Raw genomic sequence first — 20,510 nt, 5'->3', positions numbered from 1 at the left:
GCCTGCTCACAACTCGCTTTCAAGTGCTCTCTTTCGGGGTTAAAAGAAAGAGAATTTTTCTATCTTATTGTTTTTATTGATTCTTATATCATTAGTGGTGTTGCATATTGCAAAGCAAATATAGATCAAAAAATATATATTGCAAATATAAATGATATTTGTTCTTATTCGCAATATTGTTATTTTATAAACTAAAACGGAATTAGAAAATGAACATTAGATTGGCCTTGTCCCCTCTCGCTTTGGCTATTGGAGGTGCATTAACCGTAGTGGCTACCGTGTCGAATGTAATGGCTGCAGAAGAAGTAACGGTGGATGAAACTCTACAAGTTATTGGTCATCAGTACGAAGGTTACGCGGAGCACATGCCGCAGTCGGGTACCAAAACGGATGTCGAATGGTTGGATGTACCGCAGGCAGTATCGGTGGTCACAAAGACGGAAATGGAAGACCGAGGTGCTGTACGTTTGGTGGATGCACTTGATGGTGTTGCAGGGGTTAACAATACCTTGGGTGAGGGAAGCCGAGACCAATTTGTGATTCGTGGTTTTGATGCGCTCAACGACATGTACCGTGATGGTATGCGTGATGACGGGACTCTGCAATCGTACCGAAGCCTAGCGAATATCGAACGTGTCGAAGTGGTAAAGGGCCCTGCAGGCGCACTTTACGGCCGAGGTTCTGCGGGCGGTATCATTAATTTGGTCACCAAGCGCGCTAACGGTGATAATTTCACACACGTCAATGGCAGTGTTGGCAGCAATAATCTTTTTGTTGGTCAGGTTGACAGCTCGATGGCGCTTAGTGACAAGGTTAGTGGTCGTATCAACGTGGAAAGTCGACAGTCTGATTCCTATGTAGATCACGTCGACTCTAATGATTTCTTTATCGCACCCACCATTCGTGTATTGCCTGCTGAGGGGCATACCATTGATCTCGATGTAGAATATGCGCACCAAGAGCTAGTGCCATATCGTGGTGTTCCATCTAAAAATGGTAAGCCTGTCGATGTCTCTGAAAGCACATTTTACGGTGGCACGAATGACTATCAAGAGTCAGACAGCATCCGTGTTGGCGTTAATTATGAATGGCTTTTGAACAGTGAATGGGCATGGACAAACCGCGCAGCATACAACCATATCGAGCTTGAGCAAAAGGGTACACGCCAAGGGACGGTAACTGGGAATGAAGTATCTCAGACTGTAAATAACTTCGGTTACGATCCTCGTACCACGACGACTCTTCAATCTGAGCTAGTTTGGGAAACCGATTCGAACCAAATGATGATCGGTGCGGATTATAATCAGATCAATATCGACTTAACGCTCGCAAGTGATAAAACCTTACCTCCAAAAGATATCTACAACCCTGTAGCAGGCCCAACACCTGATCCGGGTTTCAAACCTTTCCGTGATAACACGACAACGACGACAGGTGTCTACATTCAAGACGTTTACACCTTTGGTGATCTTTCAGTGATCGGCAATGTGCGTTACGACTCGATGGAGCTTGAACAGCAAAAAGCGGGCTCAGCAAAAGAGAATCTAGACGATGACAAAGTGAGCTACCGCGGTGGTTTGGTCTACCGAATCAACAACGATATGTCAGTGTACGCAAGCTTAGCTCGTTCATGGCAATTGCCTTACTCAGGTATCTACATCAACCCTAAATTAGCAGAATTCTTCCACACCGATCTAAAAGAAATTGGCGCAAAAGCTTACCTATTAGATAACGCTTTGATGCTGAATGCTGCGGTCTTCCAAATTGATCAAGAGCAACCAGAAACGAATATAGACGGCGACGTTGTTAACAAGATCGAAGCTCGTCACCAAGGTATTGAATTAGAAGCTCGCGGTCAGTTTACCGAGCAGTGGGACATTTCTGTAGGCTACAGCTATTTAGACGCGGAGAACAAAGAGACAGACAAAAAGCCAAACGATGTGTCTGATCATTTGTTCTCTCTTTGGAGCACTTATCAGTTAGACGATAACTGGCGTTTAGGTGGTGGCGTGAAATACGTAGGCGACCGTTACGCGGGTAATGATGAAGCGGTAGCTCTGGGTGACTACACCACGGTTGACTTGATGGCAGCGTACACCACGGGTCGTCACAAAGTTCAAGCGAATGCTTACAACGTGCTTAATGAGAAATACATTCTGGGCGCAACCAACGGTACGTCTGGTACTAATCAGATTGGTTACGGAGCACCAGCCGAATTTATGCTCAGCTACGGCTATCAGTTTTAAAAGCTAATTCATTTCTAAGAGTTCGTTCATTTCTAAGAGCTAGTTCGACTCTAAAAACGATTGATTTGTTCACTACGAGTGAGTGAACAGTTGGCTTCATTTTGAGGCCGTTTAGCCCATAGGATCAAAGCGCCGAATCGTAAACATGGCCTTTGATCCTAACTTGCCTATTTAGGAGATTTTCATGCCTTACCAGAATTTGGATGGTAAACCCTGTACTCAATCACATCAAAAGTTGCGTCTAAGTGCCCTTGCAATGGCCATCGCTTCAGTGACTTCCATGGGCGCATTTGCCGCGTCAGATCCACAAACGACGACCATGGAAACGGTTGTCGTGACGGGCAGCTTGATCGGTAATTCAGAACTTGAGGATGTGAAAGAGTATCCGGGAGCTCGTACTGTTCTGACTAATGAACAAATTAAAAAGACTGGCGCACTCTCGATTGACTCTGCCTTCCAAAGTGTACCGGGCATTAAGGTTCAAGACGAAACGGGCACCGGTGTTTTACCTAACATCTCAGTGCGTGGTTTGAAAGCGAGTCGTAGTGGGCACGCTCAATTCCTAATGGATGGTGTTCCTCTGACACTGGCGCCGTATGGTCACACAGGACAATCAATTTTCCCTGCAACGCTGTCGATGCTTGATCGTATTGATATTGTGCGAGGCGGTGCTGCGGTTCAGTATGGACCAAACAACGTCGGTGGTGTGATCAATTTGGTGACCAAGCCTATTCCACATGAGTGGCAAACGGAAATCAGTAATCGCTTTACTGTATTCGAGGATGGCGATACGCCGCTCAACGACTTTTACCTGCGAACGGGTGGTTGGTTAACCGATACGCTGGCACTTCAAGTCGAGGGGAATTTCTTAAAAGGTGAAAGCTTCCGTGAACACTCCGACACAGATGTCAAAAACTTCCAAGCGAAACTGCAATGGTTACTGAGTGATACTCAAGAGCTACAAGCTTTCGTTCAACGCTATGATGCCGACACCCAAATGCCCGGTGCTTTATCGCCAGATGATTATGACAAAGATCGTACTCAGTCGAAGCGTCCATACGATGAATATCAAGGCACTTCAACGCGTTGGAGTCTGAAATATTTACATGACTTGAATATTGCAGATAGCGCCGAATTAGAAATACTGACGTTTGGCCACCGTTCTGAGCGTTTCTTCCAATGGGGCTTTAACAGCGCTGGCGGTCACTGGGCGGACCCGGCATTACCATCAACCGATATTCGTACGTCACCACGTGAATTTGCTGTTTATGGTGTTGAACCTAAACTCGCGATGTACTTTGACGGAAATACCGTAACGCAAAATGTGATTGCTGGGGCACGCTACGTCAACGAAGATATCGATTACAAGCTGACTCAAACGCCAATTGCTGGTGGTGCTACAACAACCCCACGTGATTGGCACTTAGATACTGACGCTTTTGCTGGTTACATCAGCAATGAAATCGGCCTGTTCAATGACGTACTGAAAGTCACGCCGGGTATTCGTTACGAATCGATTGATATGACATTTGATGATCTGGGTACAGCACAGAGCACAGACAACAAAGTGACGGAGTGGTTGCCGGGCTTAACCGTGGCATACCACCTGACAGAGCAATGGGTTGGTTACACTAATGCACAGAAATCTCTGCGTGCACCACAAATCGCTTACATTCGAGGCAAGGGTGAAGAGGGCAGTGAGCTAGCGTGGAACTACGAGTTGGGTGCTCGCTACAACCAAGATTCAACCAGCTTTAACATTGCACTTTACCGCATTGATTTTGAAGATCAGCTGCAATGGCAAAGTGCTACCCAAACTTTCGATAACATTGGTAAAACACTTCACCAAGGTGTTGAGCTCTCTGGTCGTTATATTCCTCAAGCGATGCAAGCTTTGAGTTTGGGCGCTGGCTATAACTACTTAGATGCAACGTTAGAGGAAGAGGGTGCAAACAAAGGTAATCAACTTCCTTATACGTCTAAACATCAATTCAGTTGGGATGCGACTTACGCCTTTAACAAGGTAGATACGACTTTGTCTGGTTACTACTTCAGCGAGTCTTACTCTGACAATGCGAATACAAGTGCCGAAGATGCAACGGGCGCGACAGGTAAAGTGCCTGCCTACATGGTCTGGAACTTTAACCTAGGTTCGGATTTGTACAAGGATGAAAACAGTAAGCTGCGAATGAACCTTGCGGTGAACAACTTGTTTGATGAGGACTATTACTTCCGCGGTATTGATACCAGCCCGGTTGGTCGTTATCCAGCACCAGGACGTTCTTACACTTTGGATCTGAATTATCAGTTCTAATACGTAATTTATTGAAAGTAATAACGAATAAAAGTCGCCAATACTCTTGGCGACTTTCACGGCTCTAGCGTTTAAGGAAAATTAAATATGGAAAACAACTCTCGCCTTTTGTTTTCGAATCAATTGATGCTGTCGAACGGACTGCTGTCACTCAATAAGCAGTGTTTATTTAGCAGGATAGCGATAACCTTAGCTTTGCTGGTTTTAAGCTTGTTTTCATTCTCCAGTTCAGCACAAACCAGGGTCATACAAGATGAGCAGGGTCAGTTTGAGATAGCGACTACTCCGCAACGTATTGTGGTGTTGGAGTTCTCATTTGTAGATGCGCTAGCTGCGGTGGGGGTTTCTCCTGTTGGTGTTGCCGATGACAATGATGCTTCGCGAGTGATTCCGGCGGTGCGTGAATTGGTTCAACCATGGGAATCGGTTGGCATGCGTTCTCAGCCTAGCCTAGAAGCCATTGCGGTATTAAAGCCTGACCTGATCATCGCAGATGCAGAGCGTCATCGTACTGTATATCAAGATCTACAACGCATCGCACCAACGCTGCTGCTTAAAAGCCGCGGCGAGACGTATCAAGAAAATTTGGAGTCTGCGCTCAAGATTGGCATCGCTCTCGATAAACAATCGTCAATGGAACAACGAATTCAACAACATCAACACGCCATGGCTGAATTCAAAAGTCATTTCTCGCTCAAACAAACCGTCCAATTCGCTGTCGTGTCGGATAAAGGTATGTGGTTACATAGCCCTGCATCTTACGCAGGTGGCGTGTTGACCGAATTAGGCATTGCGAGCCCTATTGTGAAACCAACAGAGAAGGCATATTTACCAACCAGCTTTGAGTTGTTGTTGAAAACCAATCCGGATTGGTTGCTCCTTGGCGCTTACTCTCATCCAAATATTGTTGATGATTGGCAGAAAAATCCGTTATTCAATGTACTAACCTCTGCAAAAAAACAGCAAGTTGTAGAAGTGTCACCAGCACTTTGGTCATTGAACCGAGGCATGTTAGCGGCAGAACAAATGGCGAAAAATCTTGAGCAGATCTTGGATCCATCATGAGTACGATGTTGTTCTCTAAAAGTAAGCGATTCTGGCCAATACTGTCGTGGCGAGTCATATTATTTACTGCACTAGTGTCGTGTTTGGCACTATCTGGTTACGCAGCCTCTATGACCGGGTGGTCTAATTTCTCTTTAACATTGAGTGACTTGATTCACTACTGGTTTGCGTTTGATGAAAGCAACATGACTCATCAAATATTGGCGACGCTAAGAGCGCCAAGAACTTGTGCTGGGCTATTGATTGGTGCGAGTTTGGCCGTCGCTGGGTTATTGATGCAAGGTTTGACGCGCAATCCACTCGCGTCTCCGTCGATTCTTGGCATTAACGCTGGCGCGGCCTGTTTTATGGCGTTAGCTGCAATAGGCATACCTGTGGTTAGTGATTTAAACCCAATCCTTAATGCGGTTCTTGGTGCATTGCTAAGCGGCGGTGCCGTGATGCTCCTCGGTGGTTTTTTCTCCGAACGTTCTCATCCGTTACGTTTGGTTCTCGCGGGTATCGCCATTACTGCGTTATTGCTCGGACTGACACGAGCGGCGCTGATTCTTGCTGACGACATGGCTTATAGCGTCTTGCATTGGCTTACTGGCTCACTGTCTAGTGTGGATGATGAGCAATGGCAACAGCTTTGGCCGCCTGTAGTGATTGGTTTGGTGTTGGCAATGAGTCTTGCCCGCAACCTCAACTTACTGGCACTTGGCGAAGAAGTTGCAGTGGGGTTGGGCAGCAACATCAGGTTTACTCGCCTCGTGAGTGGACTGACGATCGTGTTGCTTGCCGGAGCAAGCGTCGCTATCGCAGGGCCAATTGGCTTTGTTGGATTGTTAGTGCCTCATTTGGTTCGACCTATGGTTGGGCACAATTATCATTTACTGATTCCTATTTCAGCATTGGCAGGCGCAGCATTAGTGTCTTGGTCAGATGCACTGTCGCGAGCGATTGCTTTCCCGACTGAAACACCCGTTGGTGTTATTACTGCTTTGCTCGGAACACCTTGTTTTATTTTGATTGCGACGAGGAGATCTTAATGCACCATCACACTAAGATAGTTTTGTTATCAGGGATTCTCATATTAGTGGCATCCGCAGGTTTGTTTGTCGGCGCAGCTTCGCTTTCTGTTTCTCAAGTCATCGAACATTTGGTCGCGTTTTCCAGCGACGACTTTGTTATCCATCAGTATCGGCTACCACGTATGTTGCTCGCGATAAGCGTGGGCGCAGGGTTAGGGCTTTCAGGGGTATTAGTGCAAGGCGTGATACGTAATCCGTTAGCATCGCCTGATCTTATGGGTATTAGCGCCGGGGCAGGCCTTGCTGCGACAGCGAGTTTAGTTTGGTTCCCCAATGCACCAGTCAGTGTGCTTCCGGTTGTGGCGATGTTCGGTGGGGTATTGGCTGCTGGGCTGATTGCTGTATTGGCATGGTGGTCAAGGCCAACACCCGCCAAATTGGCGCTGATTGGTATTGCAGTGAGTGCGTTTCTGGCCAGTTGTATCGACTTCTTGCTGGTCACCAACCCGATCGAGATCAACACGGCTATGGTGTGGCTTACTGGCAGCCTTTGGGGGCGAAACTGGCAGCAAGTCCCGTTTATTTGGAGTGCGCTGCTCTTGTTGTTACCCATGGCATTATGGTTGGCGTGGCGATTAGATGTGATGGGGCTTGGCGAGGAAAGTGCGACCACATTGGGCACTAATCCAAAACAGATTCAAGCTCTCGCGTTATTGGCCGCTGTATTGCTTGCCAGTGTTAGCGTTTCTGTTGCTGGAACGATCAGTTTTGTGGGTTTATTGGCGCCTCACGTAGCACGCTTGTTGTTTGGGCATAATCATAAGTTGTTAATCCCAGCATCTGCACTGGTAGGGGCAATTCTGGTTACCAGCGCTGATGGGTTGGCCAGAGGTCTACAACCACCTATTGAATTGCCAGCAGGCGTTCTCACGTCTGTGATTGGCGCGCCTTATTTCATCTTTCTTCTCTATCGTTATCGAGGTTGGTAACCATGCTTAAAACGCAGAATCTTTCCGTCGCGTACGGCAAACAAACGATCATACCGAACCTGTCGGTTTCTATCCCTAAGGGAAAAATCACCGCATTGATAGGACCTAACGGGTGCGGTAAATCTACCTTGTTAAAGACGTTAGTCAGAATTAACAAACCAGTGGCTGGAGAGGTGTTGTTTGAAGACAAACCGCTATCAAGCTATGGCGATAAAGCGCTTGCTCGTTCGTTGTCACTTCTTCCGCAAATCTTGGTAAGCCCTGAGGGGATCACGGTAAGAAAGTTGGTCGAATATGGCCGTTCGCCTTATGTGTCTCATTGGGGGAGGCTAGGGCAGGACGATCAAAGGATTGTCGAACAAGCTATGCGTGATACAGGTGTGCTTGAGTTTGCTGATAAGCCTGTTGAGTCACTGTCTGGTGGCCAGCGTCAAAGAGCATGGATTGCGATGGTAATTGCACAAGATACGGACGTAGTGATGTTGGATGAACCGACCACATACCTTGATATGTCTCACCAGGTGGAATTAATGAACCTGATGCAACAGATGAATGCCAAAGGAAAAACGGTGGTTGTTGTGTTGCATGATCTTAACCAAGCCAGTCGTTACTGCGACCATCTAGTGGTTTTGGAAAAAGGGTGCTTAATAGCAGAAGGCTCGCCTGATGAGGTGATGACCGAAACTATGCTCAGTAAGGTGTTTGATCTCAAAGCGAGCGTGTTTCGTGATCCTATTTCAAATACGCCAATGTGTGTCGCGATTTAGTTATCTGTTCTGAACAACGAGATCACCAAGGCACAAAGAACAGAACACAGGCAAGGAAGCCACATTAGATTAAGTCGTCTAAACTTAAAGTTTGTATGTAGTCAAAGCAGAACAATTTGGGCTCTAAAAACGTTCTCGAAAATAAATGTAAATTAACCCTTTACCTCAACTTAACTTGAGGTATTAGGATATGCAACGTTGCTTACGAGAATACTTTAAGGAGAGAAGAATGATCCAACTTGAACATGTGAATTTAGTGGTAAAAGACATCCCAGAAATGCTGGTTTTCTATAAAGCGGCGTTCCCTCATTGGTACGTCCGTGATGAAGGAAAAGGTGAATGGTCGGGTAAGCCACGTAACTGGCTGCATTTTGGTGACGAGTACCAATATATAGCGTTGAGCGATCACGGCGAAGGTGAAAATAGAGATTTGGCTGGGCACTCTGTTGGTCTCGCGCACTTCGCTTATGTGACCAATAATATCGAAAGCGTAACCAAGCGCCTTGTTGATGCAGGCTTCCCAATTGCCAAACCCGGTGCCGAAGAACCTTATCGTAAAAACGTCTACTTTGTGGATCCGGCGGGCTTTGAAATCGAGTTTGTTGAGTATTTGAGTGACGATCCAAAACTACGTAACGCCACAAGCTAGCCGTAATACGCCGCTTTGTTAAAGTTGGTTAGCTGAATGAAAACGCGCTAGAGCATTTATAGAAAAGGGCATTGTGGAATAATCCGCAATGCCCATTTTAGATCTATTTAATCGCTGATTGGCTAACTGATGTTGAGCTCTTTTAGTTGGTGTCTACTTAGCTTTAAACGGCACCAACAGTTGTTTGCCAAACACATTGATAAGAGCACCCGTCACAATAAGGCCACCACCTAGGTAGGTCCAAACTGATGGAATCTCATTGAACGCCCAAACACCTAATAGTGCTGAGAATACGATCTGAACGTATGAGTAAGCCGAAGCTTTACCAGCTGCTTGAGTTTGCATTGCTTTGGTCAAACCATATTGGCCGATCTGAGTGAAAATTCCGACCAGAACCAGCATCATGGTTAAGAAAAGGCTAGGCCATACAAAGTCGTTCCAGATCAGGGCGGTCGATATTGGCAGAGCGACCAGTGGGAAGTAGAAGATGATCACTGAGCTGTCTTCAGTTTGGCTAAGCTTTCTTACAATCACATAAGCAATTGAGCTACCAAACGCGCCACACAACGCCAGCATAATACTGAATAGCGGCAACTCGCTGCTCGCGCTGCTGTTCATGCTTGGCTGTACCATTACCGATAATCCCGCTAGGCAGAATACAATGCATATCATGGTCGATTTTTGGACGCGTTCTTTCAGAAATAACACGCCAAGTAGGGCGGTAAATACAGGGTGAACGTATTGTAGAATGGTCGCTTCCGCTAATGGCAAAGTGGTCACAGCGTAGTAAACACACATCAAGGCTGCGGTACCAACAGCGCCACGAACAAACAACAGAGGCTTGTTATTGCCCCAGATAGAAATGCCTTTTCGTTTGACGTCGATGTAGCTGATGATCAAAGACACCAAAGCCCTTGCTGCAACAATTTCAAATACAGGTATGCCGTAATTGCTAACGTATTTCACACAAGCTGACATCAGTGCGAATCCAAAAGCAGAAAGGATCATGAACCGAACCCCTACAGGGATCAGTGAAAAAGAGAAAGAAGGCATAAAAATATCAATTGGTTGAGGGGAAAAGGAATCATAACGTAGTTTAGAAGAGCCGACCAAAGTCTTTGTCCTGTTCTGGTCAACTTGATTCAATTAATTCTCATTTCAGTTCTGTTCAAAACTCATCCCGCATAACATCGGCGATAGCTCAGTTTTATAAAATCACCATCAACAGAAGGTGACGCTAATTCAACTCTGATTTATCCGTCGTTTTAATTGTCGTTCTTATTCATATCATTCTTGTGAATTTATAATGAGAGATATGTTCTATGAAACCAATCAATACCCTACTCATATCCGCACTTGCCGTTTGTTCTTTTAGCTCAGCCACTTATGCTGACACTATTTTGCATGCTTTCAATTGGAAGTATTCGGACGTAACGGCCAACGCCGATCAAATTGCACAAGCTGGCTATAAGAAGGTGCTTGTTGCACCAGCGATGAAGTCTAGCGGCAGCCAATGGTGGGCGCGTTACCAACCTCAAGACCTTCGTACCATTGATTCACCTCTCGGCAACAAACAAGATTTAGTCGCAATGATTGCCGCACTCAAAGGTGTGGGTGTTGATGTGTATGCCGATGTGGTGTTGAACCATATGGCGAATGAAAGCTGGAAGCGAAGTGGCTTGGATTACCCAGGCACTGAAGTGCTAAACGATTATGCGAGCCGTTCAAGTTACTATGCTGATCAGACTCTGTTTGGCAGCTTAGCGCAAGGTTTTGTCTCGGCTAACGATTTCCATGCCGCTGGCTGTATTTCAGATTGGAACGATCCTGGTCACGTTCAGTACTGGCGTTTGTGTGGTGCCGATGGCGATGTAGGCTTGCCTGATCTCGATCCGAATAACTGGGTGGTTTCACAGCAACGTTTATATCTGAAAGCGCTAAAAGATATGGGGATCAAAGGTTTCCGTATTGATGCGGTAAAACACATGAGCCAGTACCAAATCGATCAGGTATTCACATCTGAAATTACTGCGAACATGCATGTGTTTGGCGAGGTGATTACCAGCGGTGGAGCAGGGAACAGCGGCTATGAGTCATTCTTAGCGCCGTACCTGAATAATACTAATCACTCCGCGTACGATTTCCCGCTGTTTGCGTCGATTCGTTCGGCATTCTCAATGGGCGGTGGTTTGAATCAGCTACATGATCCAAAAGCGTACGGCCAAGCACTCGATGACAACCGTTCAATTACTTTTGCGATCACACATGATATTCCAACCAATGACGGTTTCCGTTACCAAATTATGGATCCACAAGACGAGCAGCTTGCTTACGCTTATATCCTTGGTAAAGATGGCGGTACGCCGTTGATCTACAGCGATGACCTACCGGATTCTGAAGACAAGGATAACGGTCGTTGGGGTAATGTTTGGAATAGCTCGAATATGAAGAATATGCTGAGTTTCCATAACGCGATGCAAGGTAAACCGATGACGATGATCTCGAGCGACCAATGTACTTTGTTGTTTAAGCGTGGCAAAGAAGGCGTTGTTGGTATTAACAAGTGTGGCGAAACCCGTGGCGTGACGGTTGATACCTACCAACATGAATTCAATTGGAATGTTCAATACAAAGACGTATTAAGCAGCGCGACAGAAACCGTGACTTCTCGTTACCACACCTTCAACTTACCGCCACGCAGTGCGCGTATGTTTAAGCTTTAATGTTTGCTCAATAAAGTGAAACATCACGGGTAGATAGAATAAGCCGCAGTATTTGCTGCGGCTTATTGTTTTGTAAACGAGTCGTTTGCAACTGGCGCGTTTTTACGAGCCAAATGTTTAGAAAGGCGAACGACTATTGGCAATGGCGAACTGTTGGTAAAGCTCAGCTACTTCGATTGGGTTGAACTTATCTTTGTAAGTCAACTCACTCAGTCGGTGTGTGATGTTTTGTAGTTCATGCGAACGTTGCTGAGCACGCTGCTGATAGCGTTTGAATGCTTGCTCTGTACCTTCAAAATTAGAGGCAATGCTTTGTGCCAATACGTAAGCGTTCTCAATGCCCAAGCTGAATCCGATACCCATGGTCGGGAGCACTGCGCAACAAGAATCTCCCAGTAGAACAGCATTGCCACGATACCAAGTATCAAATGGAGCAACATCGGTGAGTGGAGAAGGCAAGATCTTCGATTCAGGTGTATCTCGAATCATATCCAGTAAATAGCTCGGATAGTGAGAGAATTGCTCTAACACGGTTTGTTTAGACAGCGTTTCACCCTCTTGAACGGCACACGCAGCAAACCAGTATTTTCCTTGGGTTTCTCGATCGTAGGTGTAGGTTACGATTCGAGATTTATCACCCGCAAAAACATAACACTCATCATCGCTGATTTCAGGTGCTTTGAAATCAATCTCACCACGGCAACAATAGACGTTCGGTTGTCTTAACGACACATCAGGCGCGACAAACTTTCTCACTTGAGAGAACACGCCGTCGGCACCCACAATAATATCCGCATCAATGGGTTCGCCGTTGATCAGAATTTGCGGCTCATCGTCGTTTTGAATAACAGCGCAGGTTTGGTTGGTGACGATGCAGTCATCTCCTAGCTCATTTAATAGCAGTTGGTATAAACGGCTGCGGTGAAATAAACCAATTGGCGCGTTAGCTTTACTCGGAGAGTCACTCATATTGAGTGTGTTGATGGGCAACCCTGTCGCCGTTAATGTCGAGATGGTATCGACTTGGTTACACGCAGCTTTGACTTTATCGACACCAACCAGTGCCGCAAGTACTTGCATGCCTTCTGGCCACATAACGATGCCAGTACCGTCAGCACGTGGTTGTGCTGCTTTTTCGTATATTCGAGCTTTAATACCAAATTTACGCAGTGATAATGCGAGAGCTAAACCATTCAGCCCCGCACCAATAATTGCGACTTTGAGACGTTGTTGTTCCATGACTTTCTCCTAAGAATAAGATGCCAATATCTGTGTACTGGTTCATAGGGCGTAAGATAGGTCATTCGAATCGATAAATAAACGTTATAAATTATAAGGTTAATGCAGTTTTAAAAAATGAGGCACCGATCCCCTAATGATCTTGGATAACACCAAACCAATGGTTCTGATGGGATAGTGATTTAAGCAACTCGATCTCTTTTGCTGTCTCTTCCCTAAGCCATTCAATAAGGTCATTGATGATAGGCGTGTGAGTACGTTGGTGCATGAAGTAAGTCCAAGCACTGTGTTGGATCTTTGCATTCTTAGGGCAGTACAAGAAGCCTCGTTGGAGATCTTGTTGTACTAACAATAGATCCGTGACCGTAACGCCTTCACCGGATAAACAAGCACTGAGTGCCATATCTAAAGACAAGAAACTGGTATTTCTGACGGGTTTCTTTGGTGGGAATTCAACATCGGCCAACCACACTTTCCAGTCGTGATGATCTAAGGTCGGGTGCAACCGTGGCATGGTTAAGATCGAATCGAGGTCGGTGTCTTTATTCGTTAAGTTGGCAGAATTAGTTAAGCTAGTCGAGCAGACCGGCGCCATGAATTCTTCACGCAAGAAGGTGATGTCAGGTGCCTTGTCATAGCGCTTTTTGAAGCGCGTGTGGAAGATCAGCAGATCATACTCACTACTATTAATCGATTCGTCTTCTTCAATTACAGGAACAATGACGATCTCATGATCTTGATAACGCTCGTTTAATTCCCGCACTTTAGAGATCAATACTCGCGTTGCGAAACTCAAGGTCGCTTTGATCACAATACGTTTCTGCTTGGGCTCACTCCAAGAGGCAATGACAGCTTCGATATTGCCGTAGCTTTCTCGCAAAGCCACATACAAATCATGACCTTGTACCGTTAATTCAATCGCTCGATGCTTACGAATAACCAGTGATGCGTTTAACTCATCTTCAAGCTGTTTGATCTGTCGGCTGATTGCACTTTGTGTCACATGCAGCTCTTCGGCAGCCAGAGTAAAGCTCATCAGCCTTGCAGCAGCTTCAAACGCTTTTAAGCCATTATGTGAGGATGGCAAGCTAGGATATGGGGTCATAATTCGTTCGCATAAGTTTATGGAATGCTAGAGTCGCAAATTTATCAATTGAACGCCAGCGTCATCGATCGTATTTTGGGCGAAATTACCTGAGGCGCTCATGAAAAAAATACTCACTCTTGCATTCCCTTTGATCATTTCACAGCTGATCTCTATGGCGTTAGTCCTTACTGATGTTTGGATGATGTCGCGTATCAGTGTGTCAGCCCTTGCGGCTGGTGGCTTAGGCGCCTCTATCTACTTTTTCATCTTTATTATTGCGAGCAGCACCGTGGGTTGTGTCGCGAACTTGATCGCGATCGCTTATGGACAGCGGGTCGCACGCCCAGAATTTGGTAATACGCAAATTAGATTGGCTGTGAAAGGCGCAACCATGTTGGCATTCGTGCTCAGCGTGACCTTAATGGCCAGCTTCTGGTTTGCTCCGTTGGTATTAGAAGCAGCCAAACAGCCGCCAGAAGTGATCACTTTAGCCATGGAATATGTCCATGCTTTGAAGTGGGTGATGTTACCTTCGCTGATCTTATTGGTGCTTCGCGGCTTAACCAGCGCGTTTGGCAATGTGCGCTCCATTCTTGTGATGTCTATTATCACCGTAATTCTGAATGTGCCAGTCAGCTACTTCTTAACCTTCCAATTAGACATGGGCTTAACGGGGTTAGGGCTAGGTACGGCTATCGCGGCATTTATCGTGATGGTTGGATACACGGTCTGGGTATTCAAACGTGACGAATTCAGACAGTTCGCCCCTTGGTTAAACACTGAAGAGTATTCAATTAAGTTGATGAGTCCGCTTTTAATGATGGGTTTACCTATCGGATTAGCAGCATTACTTGAACATGGCCTTATTTACGGCGGCACCTTGATGGCGGGCACGATCAGTATTGCTTCGTTAGCCTTACACCAAATTCTGCTGCAATGCTTGAGCTTTACTTGGAACTTCAATTTCGGTTTCTCACAAGCTGCGGCGATTTTGGTGGGGCGTGATTTCGGTGCGGGTAATTACGAAGGGATCAAAAGAACCTCGATTCTCAGCTTTATCTTAGTGTCGGTGTTGAGCGTTGCGTTGTCTGCCGTGTTCATCATATGGCCGGAAATGATCGCGTCTATCTTTAAGCTGGACGATGGCACTGGCGCGATGACCTCACTGTTGGCTTCTGTTATCTGGGTAGTGGCGTTGTGCTTTATTGTCGATGCTTGGCAGTTACTGGCAATTAACTTGCTAAGAGGCATGAAGATTGTCTCCATGCCAACCGTGATGACTGCTATCGGTTACTGGGTATTTGGCCTACCTGCCGCTTGGTATTTGATGCCAAAATTTGAATTGGCAGGGATCTGGGGTGGAATCGGCGTTGGTTTGGGCGTGACAGGTATTCTGCTGCTTATCCAATTGATGCGTGTCATCCAAAAGAACAGCAAGTCTCCGGATTTGTCGAATCATGCTTATACGTGATTTGCTAATGGTGTACTGAACACAAAAAAGCCGCAGTCATCATAATGACTGCGGCTTTTTGTTGTCTATTCAGATTCTCCCTTTTCCGGGGGAGATGGGAGTGAATCAATATCAGGATTAGGGGCAGCTATTTTCTACCAGACGATTTATTGCCAGACTATTTTCCACCAGACTACTTTCCACCAGAGAGCGCAGACTTCATCATGGTTTTGAACTGCTCTTTCTGCTCTTCAGTTAACACATTATAAATGTTGTTCTTGAGACGCATCTCTTGCATCACCATCGACTTCTCGGTTGCTTGAACGGTGTCGATGATCTTTTCCATCTCGGCTTCATTGAAATCAGGTTGAGTCACAAGGCTGATCTGTTTCTTCTTGAGCTCGATTGCGCTATCCATGTCAATCTGTGTTCTATCAGATTGGTAGCCTTCAACAAGGGAGATGACTTCCGCGTGTTGCTCTTCGCTTAGGTTTAAAGAAGCAATAACCATTTGCAGCGGGCTCACTGCTGGCTGTGGCGGTTGTTGTGGTGATGAAGCACTCACAAACGGAGCGGTAACGAGTAGAGCTGAAGCAGTTAATACACAAAGCGACTTTTTCAGTGATTTCATTGAATTTCTCCTGTTAGCGGAAACATGAGTATAGATGGCGAAGCTGAACTCGATATGAACACGCTGTTCAGTTAAGTGTGCTCAGCGATTTACGTTCACTTAAATTCGTTCAGATAAGTACCTTCAAGTAAGTAGATAGTGGGTTAGACCTTGGTCTTACAGAAACTGAGCGTAAAGGTGACTAGAATGATTTGAGTTGCTCACCGTTTTATCAAGGAATACACAAATGGAAGTTGGATTGTTCTGGGCTGAAAAAGGAATGTTAGTGCTTGGCGCACTGTTTGTTTTGACGAGCATGATGCAGTATGGAAGACGCAGTAGTGATTGGAAGGGCGTGATTACGATGTTTTATAAGCGTATCCCAATGAGTATCGCGGAATACAAATGGTATCGTTTGGGTATCGCTTTATTGGTGTTTGCTGTGGTTATACGTTTCGCATTACTGATTTTATGGCCTTCATATCAGTTCTAGTTGTTCACATTACGTCTCTTGTCATAGTTACATAAAGCCGATAAATGAATGAGCAAACCGAGCCTTAATAAACTCACTTATTAAGGCTGCCATTTCATAAATTAGCTCTATTGCTCTATCTAAAAGTGCTATTACTCTATAATGATGAACGGTTATTACCTTTGTAGCATATTGTTTTTCATGAAGAATAATGCCAGATAATAACTCACCTGCTTGTTCCATCATTCTTACTAATAATCTACACATAAATTCATTCACCCCGTACCTGATACTATAATGTTCTGTTACACTCGTCCGAATTAGCTTTAATTTGTCGGTGGTGCATTTATGTCGTTCCCAGTTCTTATATGTGATGATTCTGCGTTAGCAAGGAAGCAGATGGCTCGATCACTGCCTAGTTCTCTAAATGCAGATATAACTTTTGCTGTTCATGGGCTTAATGCACTTGAAGAGTTAGCTCAAAACCAATTTAAATTGATGTTCCTCGACCTCACCATGCCGGAATTGGACGGCTATGGCACTTTGGAAGAGATGCAACGTTTGGGTGATACCACGCCCGTTGTCGTTGTTTCGGGTGACATACAACCAAAAGCACAACAGAAGGTGCTGGATCTCGGTGCCAAAGCGTTTTTACAAAAGCCAATCGATAAAGAAGCGCTAAAAGCTATTTTACGTGAGCATGTTGAGCCGCCAAAACAGCCTCAGATCATTACTCCAACCGCTTTAGAACTGCCAATACTTCGCAGACGCGATATCTATATGGAAGTCGCGAACGTTGCGATAGGCCGTGCCGCTGATGCACTGGCTCGTCACTTCAATGTATTTGTTCATTTACCACTGCCGAACGTCAACATTTTCGAAGTGAGTGAATTGCACATGGCACTTCGTGACCTAGCGGATAACGACCAAGTGTCGGGTGTTTGCCAAGGCTTCAGCGGAGAAGGCATTGCAGGCGAAGCATTAGTCTTACTGAGTGATTCCAGCGTGAGCGATCTTAAGAAGCTCATGAAAGTGCCTACCGAAAGCGAACAGCTTGAAGAGTTAGAACTGCTGATGGATGTGTCGAACATCTTAGTTGGCTCATTCTTGAATGGGTTAGGGGAGCAATCAGAAGTTCGTTTCTTCCAAAGCTCACCTGTGCTGCTTGGGCAACATATCTCGATTGATTCTGTCATTGAAAATACCAGCGGCTCGTTTAAGAAGACCATGACCTTTGAAGTCAGTTACAACATTGATGGCACTTCAATCCGTTGTGACCTTCTATTTATGTTCGTTGATGAGTCTCTGCCTCTTCTAGACAACAAATTGGCCTACCTAATGGAGGAGTTTTAATATGCTGAATCTTCCTGCTGAATTTGAACAGTTCCACTGGATGGTGGACATGGTTCAAAACGTCGATATGGGGCTGGTGGTCATTAATCGTGACTTTCAGGTACAAGTTTGGAATGGCTTTATGACACACCATAGCGGTAAGCAATCGCATGATGCGATCGGTAAGTCTATCTTTGAACTGTTCCCTGAGATCCCAGAAGAGTGGTTTAGACTGAAAACCAAGCCAGTCTACGATTTAGGCTGCCGCAGCTTCATTACATGGCAACAAAGGCCTTATCTGTTTAAGTGCCGCAATGTTCGCCCTGTAACTCAACAAGCCGATTTCATGTATCAGAACGTGACGCTGAACCCGATGCGCTCACCAACAGGACAAGTCAGCTCATTGTTCTTGTCTATTCAAGATGCGACTGCAGAAGCGTTAGTCTCTCAAAAGAACTAACACTGCTCTATTCACTAAACTGCACTTTTCTATGTGCGTATTAGCATCGGTCTGATCAGCGAATAAAAATGGCTAAGGTTAACCACCTTAGCCATTTTTTTGCTTTCTATTCTTCAAATCTTATCTTTTCCCCAGTTTTTCACGTCAACCCATCCTCTTTTTCTGAGCGCTTTGCAGAGTCTTCCAGGTTAAATGAACGAAAGGGCAGCCACGAAACGTGCTTTTGGAACGGTAATGCTACGGGTGAATAGAAATTGGATTCATAAAATCTAAGCTTGAAAGCTTCATTTAATGGAGTGCGAGGGCTCGACTCTCAAACCCAAGTGAATATTGGTCTCTAGATTGAGTCCTTTTCACTCTACTTTTCCAAGTGACCGCAAAACAGAAACGTCACGATATTAGCCAATTTGGTCAAAAACAGATAAAAATTAGAAAATAATCGAATTTATTTAAGAAAAAAGGCATTTTTTTGTTGGAGAAAAGTGTGGTTTTTATGTGATTTCGAGGCACTTTCTTCACATATTTGCTTTGTGAGGGGGACATTACGTAAAAAAGGGACGAAAACGGTTGCGCAATAAACCAACAGCGCTTGCGTGAATGGTTCGCTAAGTTATTAATTAATAAGAATTTAGTTGGGAAGTGTAACTGAGAGAGTTTTAGCGGATATGGAATCTTTGAGAGGATAGCATAAAAAAAAGTGAAATATCAGACTTGCTGTTACTAAATCACGACCTATAATGCTGAAAACCGGAGCGTCTGCCAACGCTCCGGTTTTTTTGTGTCCGAAGAAAAGTAAACTCGTCTGCCAACGGTTTTACTACGCATTTCGCGAGAGACACATAATTTTATGAATCAAGGAAAACACCATGCGTATCGAACAAGAACTTAAGTTAGGTTTCAAAGATGTACTCTTCCGTCCGAAGCGTTCTACCCTTAAAAGCCGTTCTCAAGTTGAATTAACCCGCGATTTTACATTCAAGCATAGCGGTCGTCAATGGTCTGGTACTCCAGTAATTGCAGCGAACATGGATTCGGTAGCAAGCTTTGAAATGGCAGCTGCTCTAGCAGAGCACGGTGTTATGACTGCAGTACACAAGCACTACACAGTAGAGCAGTGGGCTGAGTTCGCTAAAACAGCAGACAAGAAAACACTGAACAACGTATTTGTATCAACAGGTACATCTGAAGCTGAGTTCGAGAAAGTTAAGAAGATCATGGCTCTTAGCGAAGAGTTTGTATTCATCTGTATCGATATCGCTAACGGCTACTCAGAGCACCTTGTTGAGTTCGTACAGAAAGTACGTGCAGAATTCCCGACTAAAGTTATCTCTGCTGGTAACGTTGTAACGGGTGACATGGTTGAAGAGCTAATTCTAGCTGGCGCAGACATTGTTAAGGTTGGTATCGGCCCTGGTTCTGTTTGTACTACACGTGTTAAAACAGGCGTAGGTTACCCTCAACTTTCTGCAATCATCGAGTGTGGCGACGCAGCACACGGCCTTGGCGGCATGATCATCGGTGACGGTGGCTGTTCATGTGCGGGTGACGTATCTAAAGCGTTCGGCGGCGGTGCTGATTTCGTAATGCTAGGCGGCATGCTAGCTGGTCACTCTGAGTCGGGCGGTGAAGTAGTAGAGCAAGACGGCAAGCAATACATGAAGTTCTACGGCATGTCTTCACAGTCGGCTATGGACAAGCACTCAGGTGGTGTTGCTAAGTACCGTGCTGCGGAAGGTAAAACTGTTTTACTTCCATACCGTGGTTCAGTTCATTACACGATTTCTGACATCCTTGGTGGTGTACGTTCAACTTGTACATACGTAGGCGCAGCAAAGCTTAAAGAGCTGACTAAGCGTACGACTTTCATCCGTGTACAAGAGCAAGAAAACAACGTATTCGGTAAAGAGTAACGTTTAAAACACTTGTTTAAAATTTTAAGAATTGAGCCACTTTAGAGTGGCTCTTTTTTTGTAAGTGTTCACCAAGCCCCTATTGACAGAAAAAGTGTGACACTCAGCACTTGATCCACTTTTTACTATTGAGTGATCATTCCAGTGCTTCATCCTGTTTGTTATGAGCAGAAAGAAAGCCCCT

The 20,510-nt window shown here is 45.3% G+C and carries 18 protein-coding genes; 13 read left to right on the top strand and 5 right to left on the bottom strand.

Annotated elements, in window-relative coordinates; all coding sequences use genetic code 11:
• Window positions 1–209: 209 nt before the first annotated feature.
• The 7 genes from H5300_RS13835 to H5300_RS13805 all read left to right on the top strand — a co-directional run bounded on the left by H5300_RS13835 (window position 210) and on the right by H5300_RS13805 (window position 9,043).
• Entirely contained in the window at window positions 210–2,246 is a 2,037-nt protein-coding gene (locus H5300_RS13835; protein WP_182796191.1) for a TonB-dependent siderophore receptor, read from the top strand.
• A gap of 184 nt (window positions 2,247–2,430) precedes the next feature.
• The gene (locus tag H5300_RS13830) at window positions 2,431–4,560 is read left to right on the top strand and encodes a TonB-dependent siderophore receptor (protein WP_182796190.1); all 2,130 of its coding nucleotides are present in this window, start codon (window positions 2,431–2,433) and stop codon (window positions 4,558–4,560) included.
• A gap of 87 nt (window positions 4,561–4,647) precedes the next feature.
• Complete coding sequence (locus H5300_RS13825; protein WP_182796189.1) at window positions 4,648–5,625, top strand: Fe(3+) dicitrate ABC transporter substrate-binding protein; 978 nt, start codon at window positions 4,648–4,650, stop codon at window positions 5,623–5,625.
• Window positions 5,622–6,656, top strand: a complete 1,035-nt coding sequence (locus H5300_RS13820) for an iron ABC transporter permease (protein WP_182796188.1) — start codon at window positions 5,622–5,624, stop codon at window positions 6,654–6,656. The genes H5300_RS13825 and H5300_RS13820 overlap by 4 nt, the downstream gene beginning before the upstream one ends.
• Complete coding sequence (locus H5300_RS13815) at window positions 6,656–7,627, top strand: iron ABC transporter permease (RefSeq protein ID WP_004731686.1); 972 nt, start codon at window positions 6,656–6,658, stop codon at window positions 7,625–7,627. Before H5300_RS13820 ends, H5300_RS13815 begins: the two co-directional genes overlap by 1 nt.
• Before the next feature lie 2 nt (window positions 7,628–7,629).
• Window positions 7,630–8,394 (top strand): Fe(3+) dicitrate ABC transporter ATP-binding protein FecE, encoded by a 765-nt coding sequence (fecE, locus tag H5300_RS13810; RefSeq protein WP_102488903.1) that lies wholly within the window; start codon window positions 7,630–7,632, stop codon window positions 8,392–8,394.
• A gap of 229 nt (window positions 8,395–8,623) precedes the next feature.
• Window positions 8,624–9,043 carry a VOC family protein gene (locus H5300_RS13805; RefSeq protein WP_004731682.1) on the top strand — a complete coding sequence of 140 codons (420 nt, stop codon included), beginning with the start codon at window positions 8,624–8,626 and terminating at the stop codon, window positions 9,041–9,043.
• Window positions 9,044–9,196: 153 nt separating this feature from the next.
• Here H5300_RS13805 and H5300_RS13800 read toward each other — a convergent pair whose 3' ends face one another.
• Window positions 9,197–10,096, bottom strand: coding sequence for a DMT family transporter (locus tag H5300_RS13800; RefSeq protein WP_182796187.1), 900 nt, complete (start codon window positions 10,094–10,096; stop codon window positions 9,197–9,199).
• 269 nt (window positions 10,097–10,365) lie between these two features.
• On the opposite strand from H5300_RS13800, the gene H5300_RS13795 reads away from it, so the two are divergent.
• Entirely contained in the window at window positions 10,366–11,766 is a 1,401-nt protein-coding gene (locus tag H5300_RS13795) for an alpha-amylase family protein (RefSeq protein WP_182796186.1), read from the top strand.
• Window positions 11,767–11,883: 117 nt separating this feature from the next.
• Here the strand turns inward: H5300_RS13795 and H5300_RS13790 are convergent, their stop codons facing one another.
• Window positions 11,884–13,005 (bottom strand): NAD(P)/FAD-dependent oxidoreductase, encoded by a 1,122-nt coding sequence (locus H5300_RS13790; protein WP_182796185.1) that lies wholly within the window; start codon window positions 13,003–13,005, stop codon window positions 11,884–11,886.
• Between the two features lie 133 nt (window positions 13,006–13,138).
• The gene (locus H5300_RS13785; protein ID WP_102440804.1) at window positions 13,139–14,110 is read right to left on the bottom strand and encodes a LysR family transcriptional regulator; all 972 of its coding nucleotides are present in this window, start codon (window positions 14,108–14,110) and stop codon (window positions 13,139–13,141) included.
• Between the two features lie 100 nt (window positions 14,111–14,210).
• Here H5300_RS13785 and H5300_RS13780 point away from each other — a divergent pair, with 100 nt between their 5' ends.
• On the top strand, window positions 14,211–15,563 hold the full coding sequence (locus H5300_RS13780; protein WP_017089225.1) for an MATE family efflux transporter: 1,353 nt from the start codon (window positions 14,211–14,213) through the stop codon (window positions 15,561–15,563).
• 172 nt (window positions 15,564–15,735) lie between these two features.
• Here H5300_RS13780 and H5300_RS13775 read toward each other — a convergent pair whose 3' ends face one another.
• Window positions 15,736–16,173: a Spy/CpxP family protein refolding chaperone gene (locus H5300_RS13775; RefSeq protein WP_017087288.1), complete on the bottom strand. Its 438-nt coding sequence runs from the start codon at window positions 16,171–16,173 to the stop codon at window positions 15,736–15,738.
• Window positions 16,174–16,399: 226 nt separating this feature from the next.
• Between H5300_RS13775 and H5300_RS13770 the strand changes: the two genes are divergently transcribed.
• Window positions 16,400–16,645: a hypothetical protein gene (locus H5300_RS13770; protein ID WP_004731665.1), complete on the top strand. Its 246-nt coding sequence runs from the start codon at window positions 16,400–16,402 to the stop codon at window positions 16,643–16,645.
• 27 nt (window positions 16,646–16,672) lie between these two features.
• Here H5300_RS13770 and H5300_RS13765 read toward each other — a convergent pair whose 3' ends face one another.
• The gene (locus H5300_RS13765; RefSeq protein WP_182796202.1) at window positions 16,673–16,870 is read right to left on the bottom strand and encodes a hypothetical protein; all 198 of its coding nucleotides are present in this window, start codon (window positions 16,868–16,870) and stop codon (window positions 16,673–16,675) included.
• Between the two features lie 102 nt (window positions 16,871–16,972).
• Here H5300_RS13765 and H5300_RS13760 point away from each other — a divergent pair, with 102 nt between their 5' ends.
• The 3 genes from H5300_RS13760 to H5300_RS13750 all read left to right on the top strand — a co-directional run bounded on the left by H5300_RS13760 (window position 16,973) and on the right by H5300_RS13750 (window position 20,326).
• The gene (locus tag H5300_RS13760; RefSeq protein ID WP_004731662.1) at window positions 16,973–17,977 is read left to right on the top strand and encodes a response regulator; all 1,005 of its coding nucleotides are present in this window, start codon (window positions 16,973–16,975) and stop codon (window positions 17,975–17,977) included.
• 1 nt (window position 17,978) lies between these two features.
• Entirely contained in the window at window positions 17,979–18,416 is a 438-nt protein-coding gene (locus H5300_RS13755) for a PAS domain-containing protein (RefSeq protein WP_004731659.1), read from the top strand.
• Between the two features lie 866 nt (window positions 18,417–19,282).
• Window positions 19,283–20,326 carry a GMP reductase gene (locus tag H5300_RS13750; RefSeq protein ID WP_004731658.1) on the top strand — a complete coding sequence of 348 codons (1,044 nt, stop codon included), beginning with the start codon at window positions 19,283–19,285 and terminating at the stop codon, window positions 20,324–20,326.
• Window positions 20,327–20,510 lie beyond the last annotated feature (184 nt).

Source organism: Vibrio sp. SG41-7 (assembly GCF_014164465.1).
GTDB lineage: Bacteria > Pseudomonadota > Gammaproteobacteria > Enterobacterales > Vibrionaceae > Vibrio > Vibrio splendidus.
Note: the sequence above shows the minus strand (reverse complement) of the source record. Positions and strands in the feature narration are given on the sequence as shown.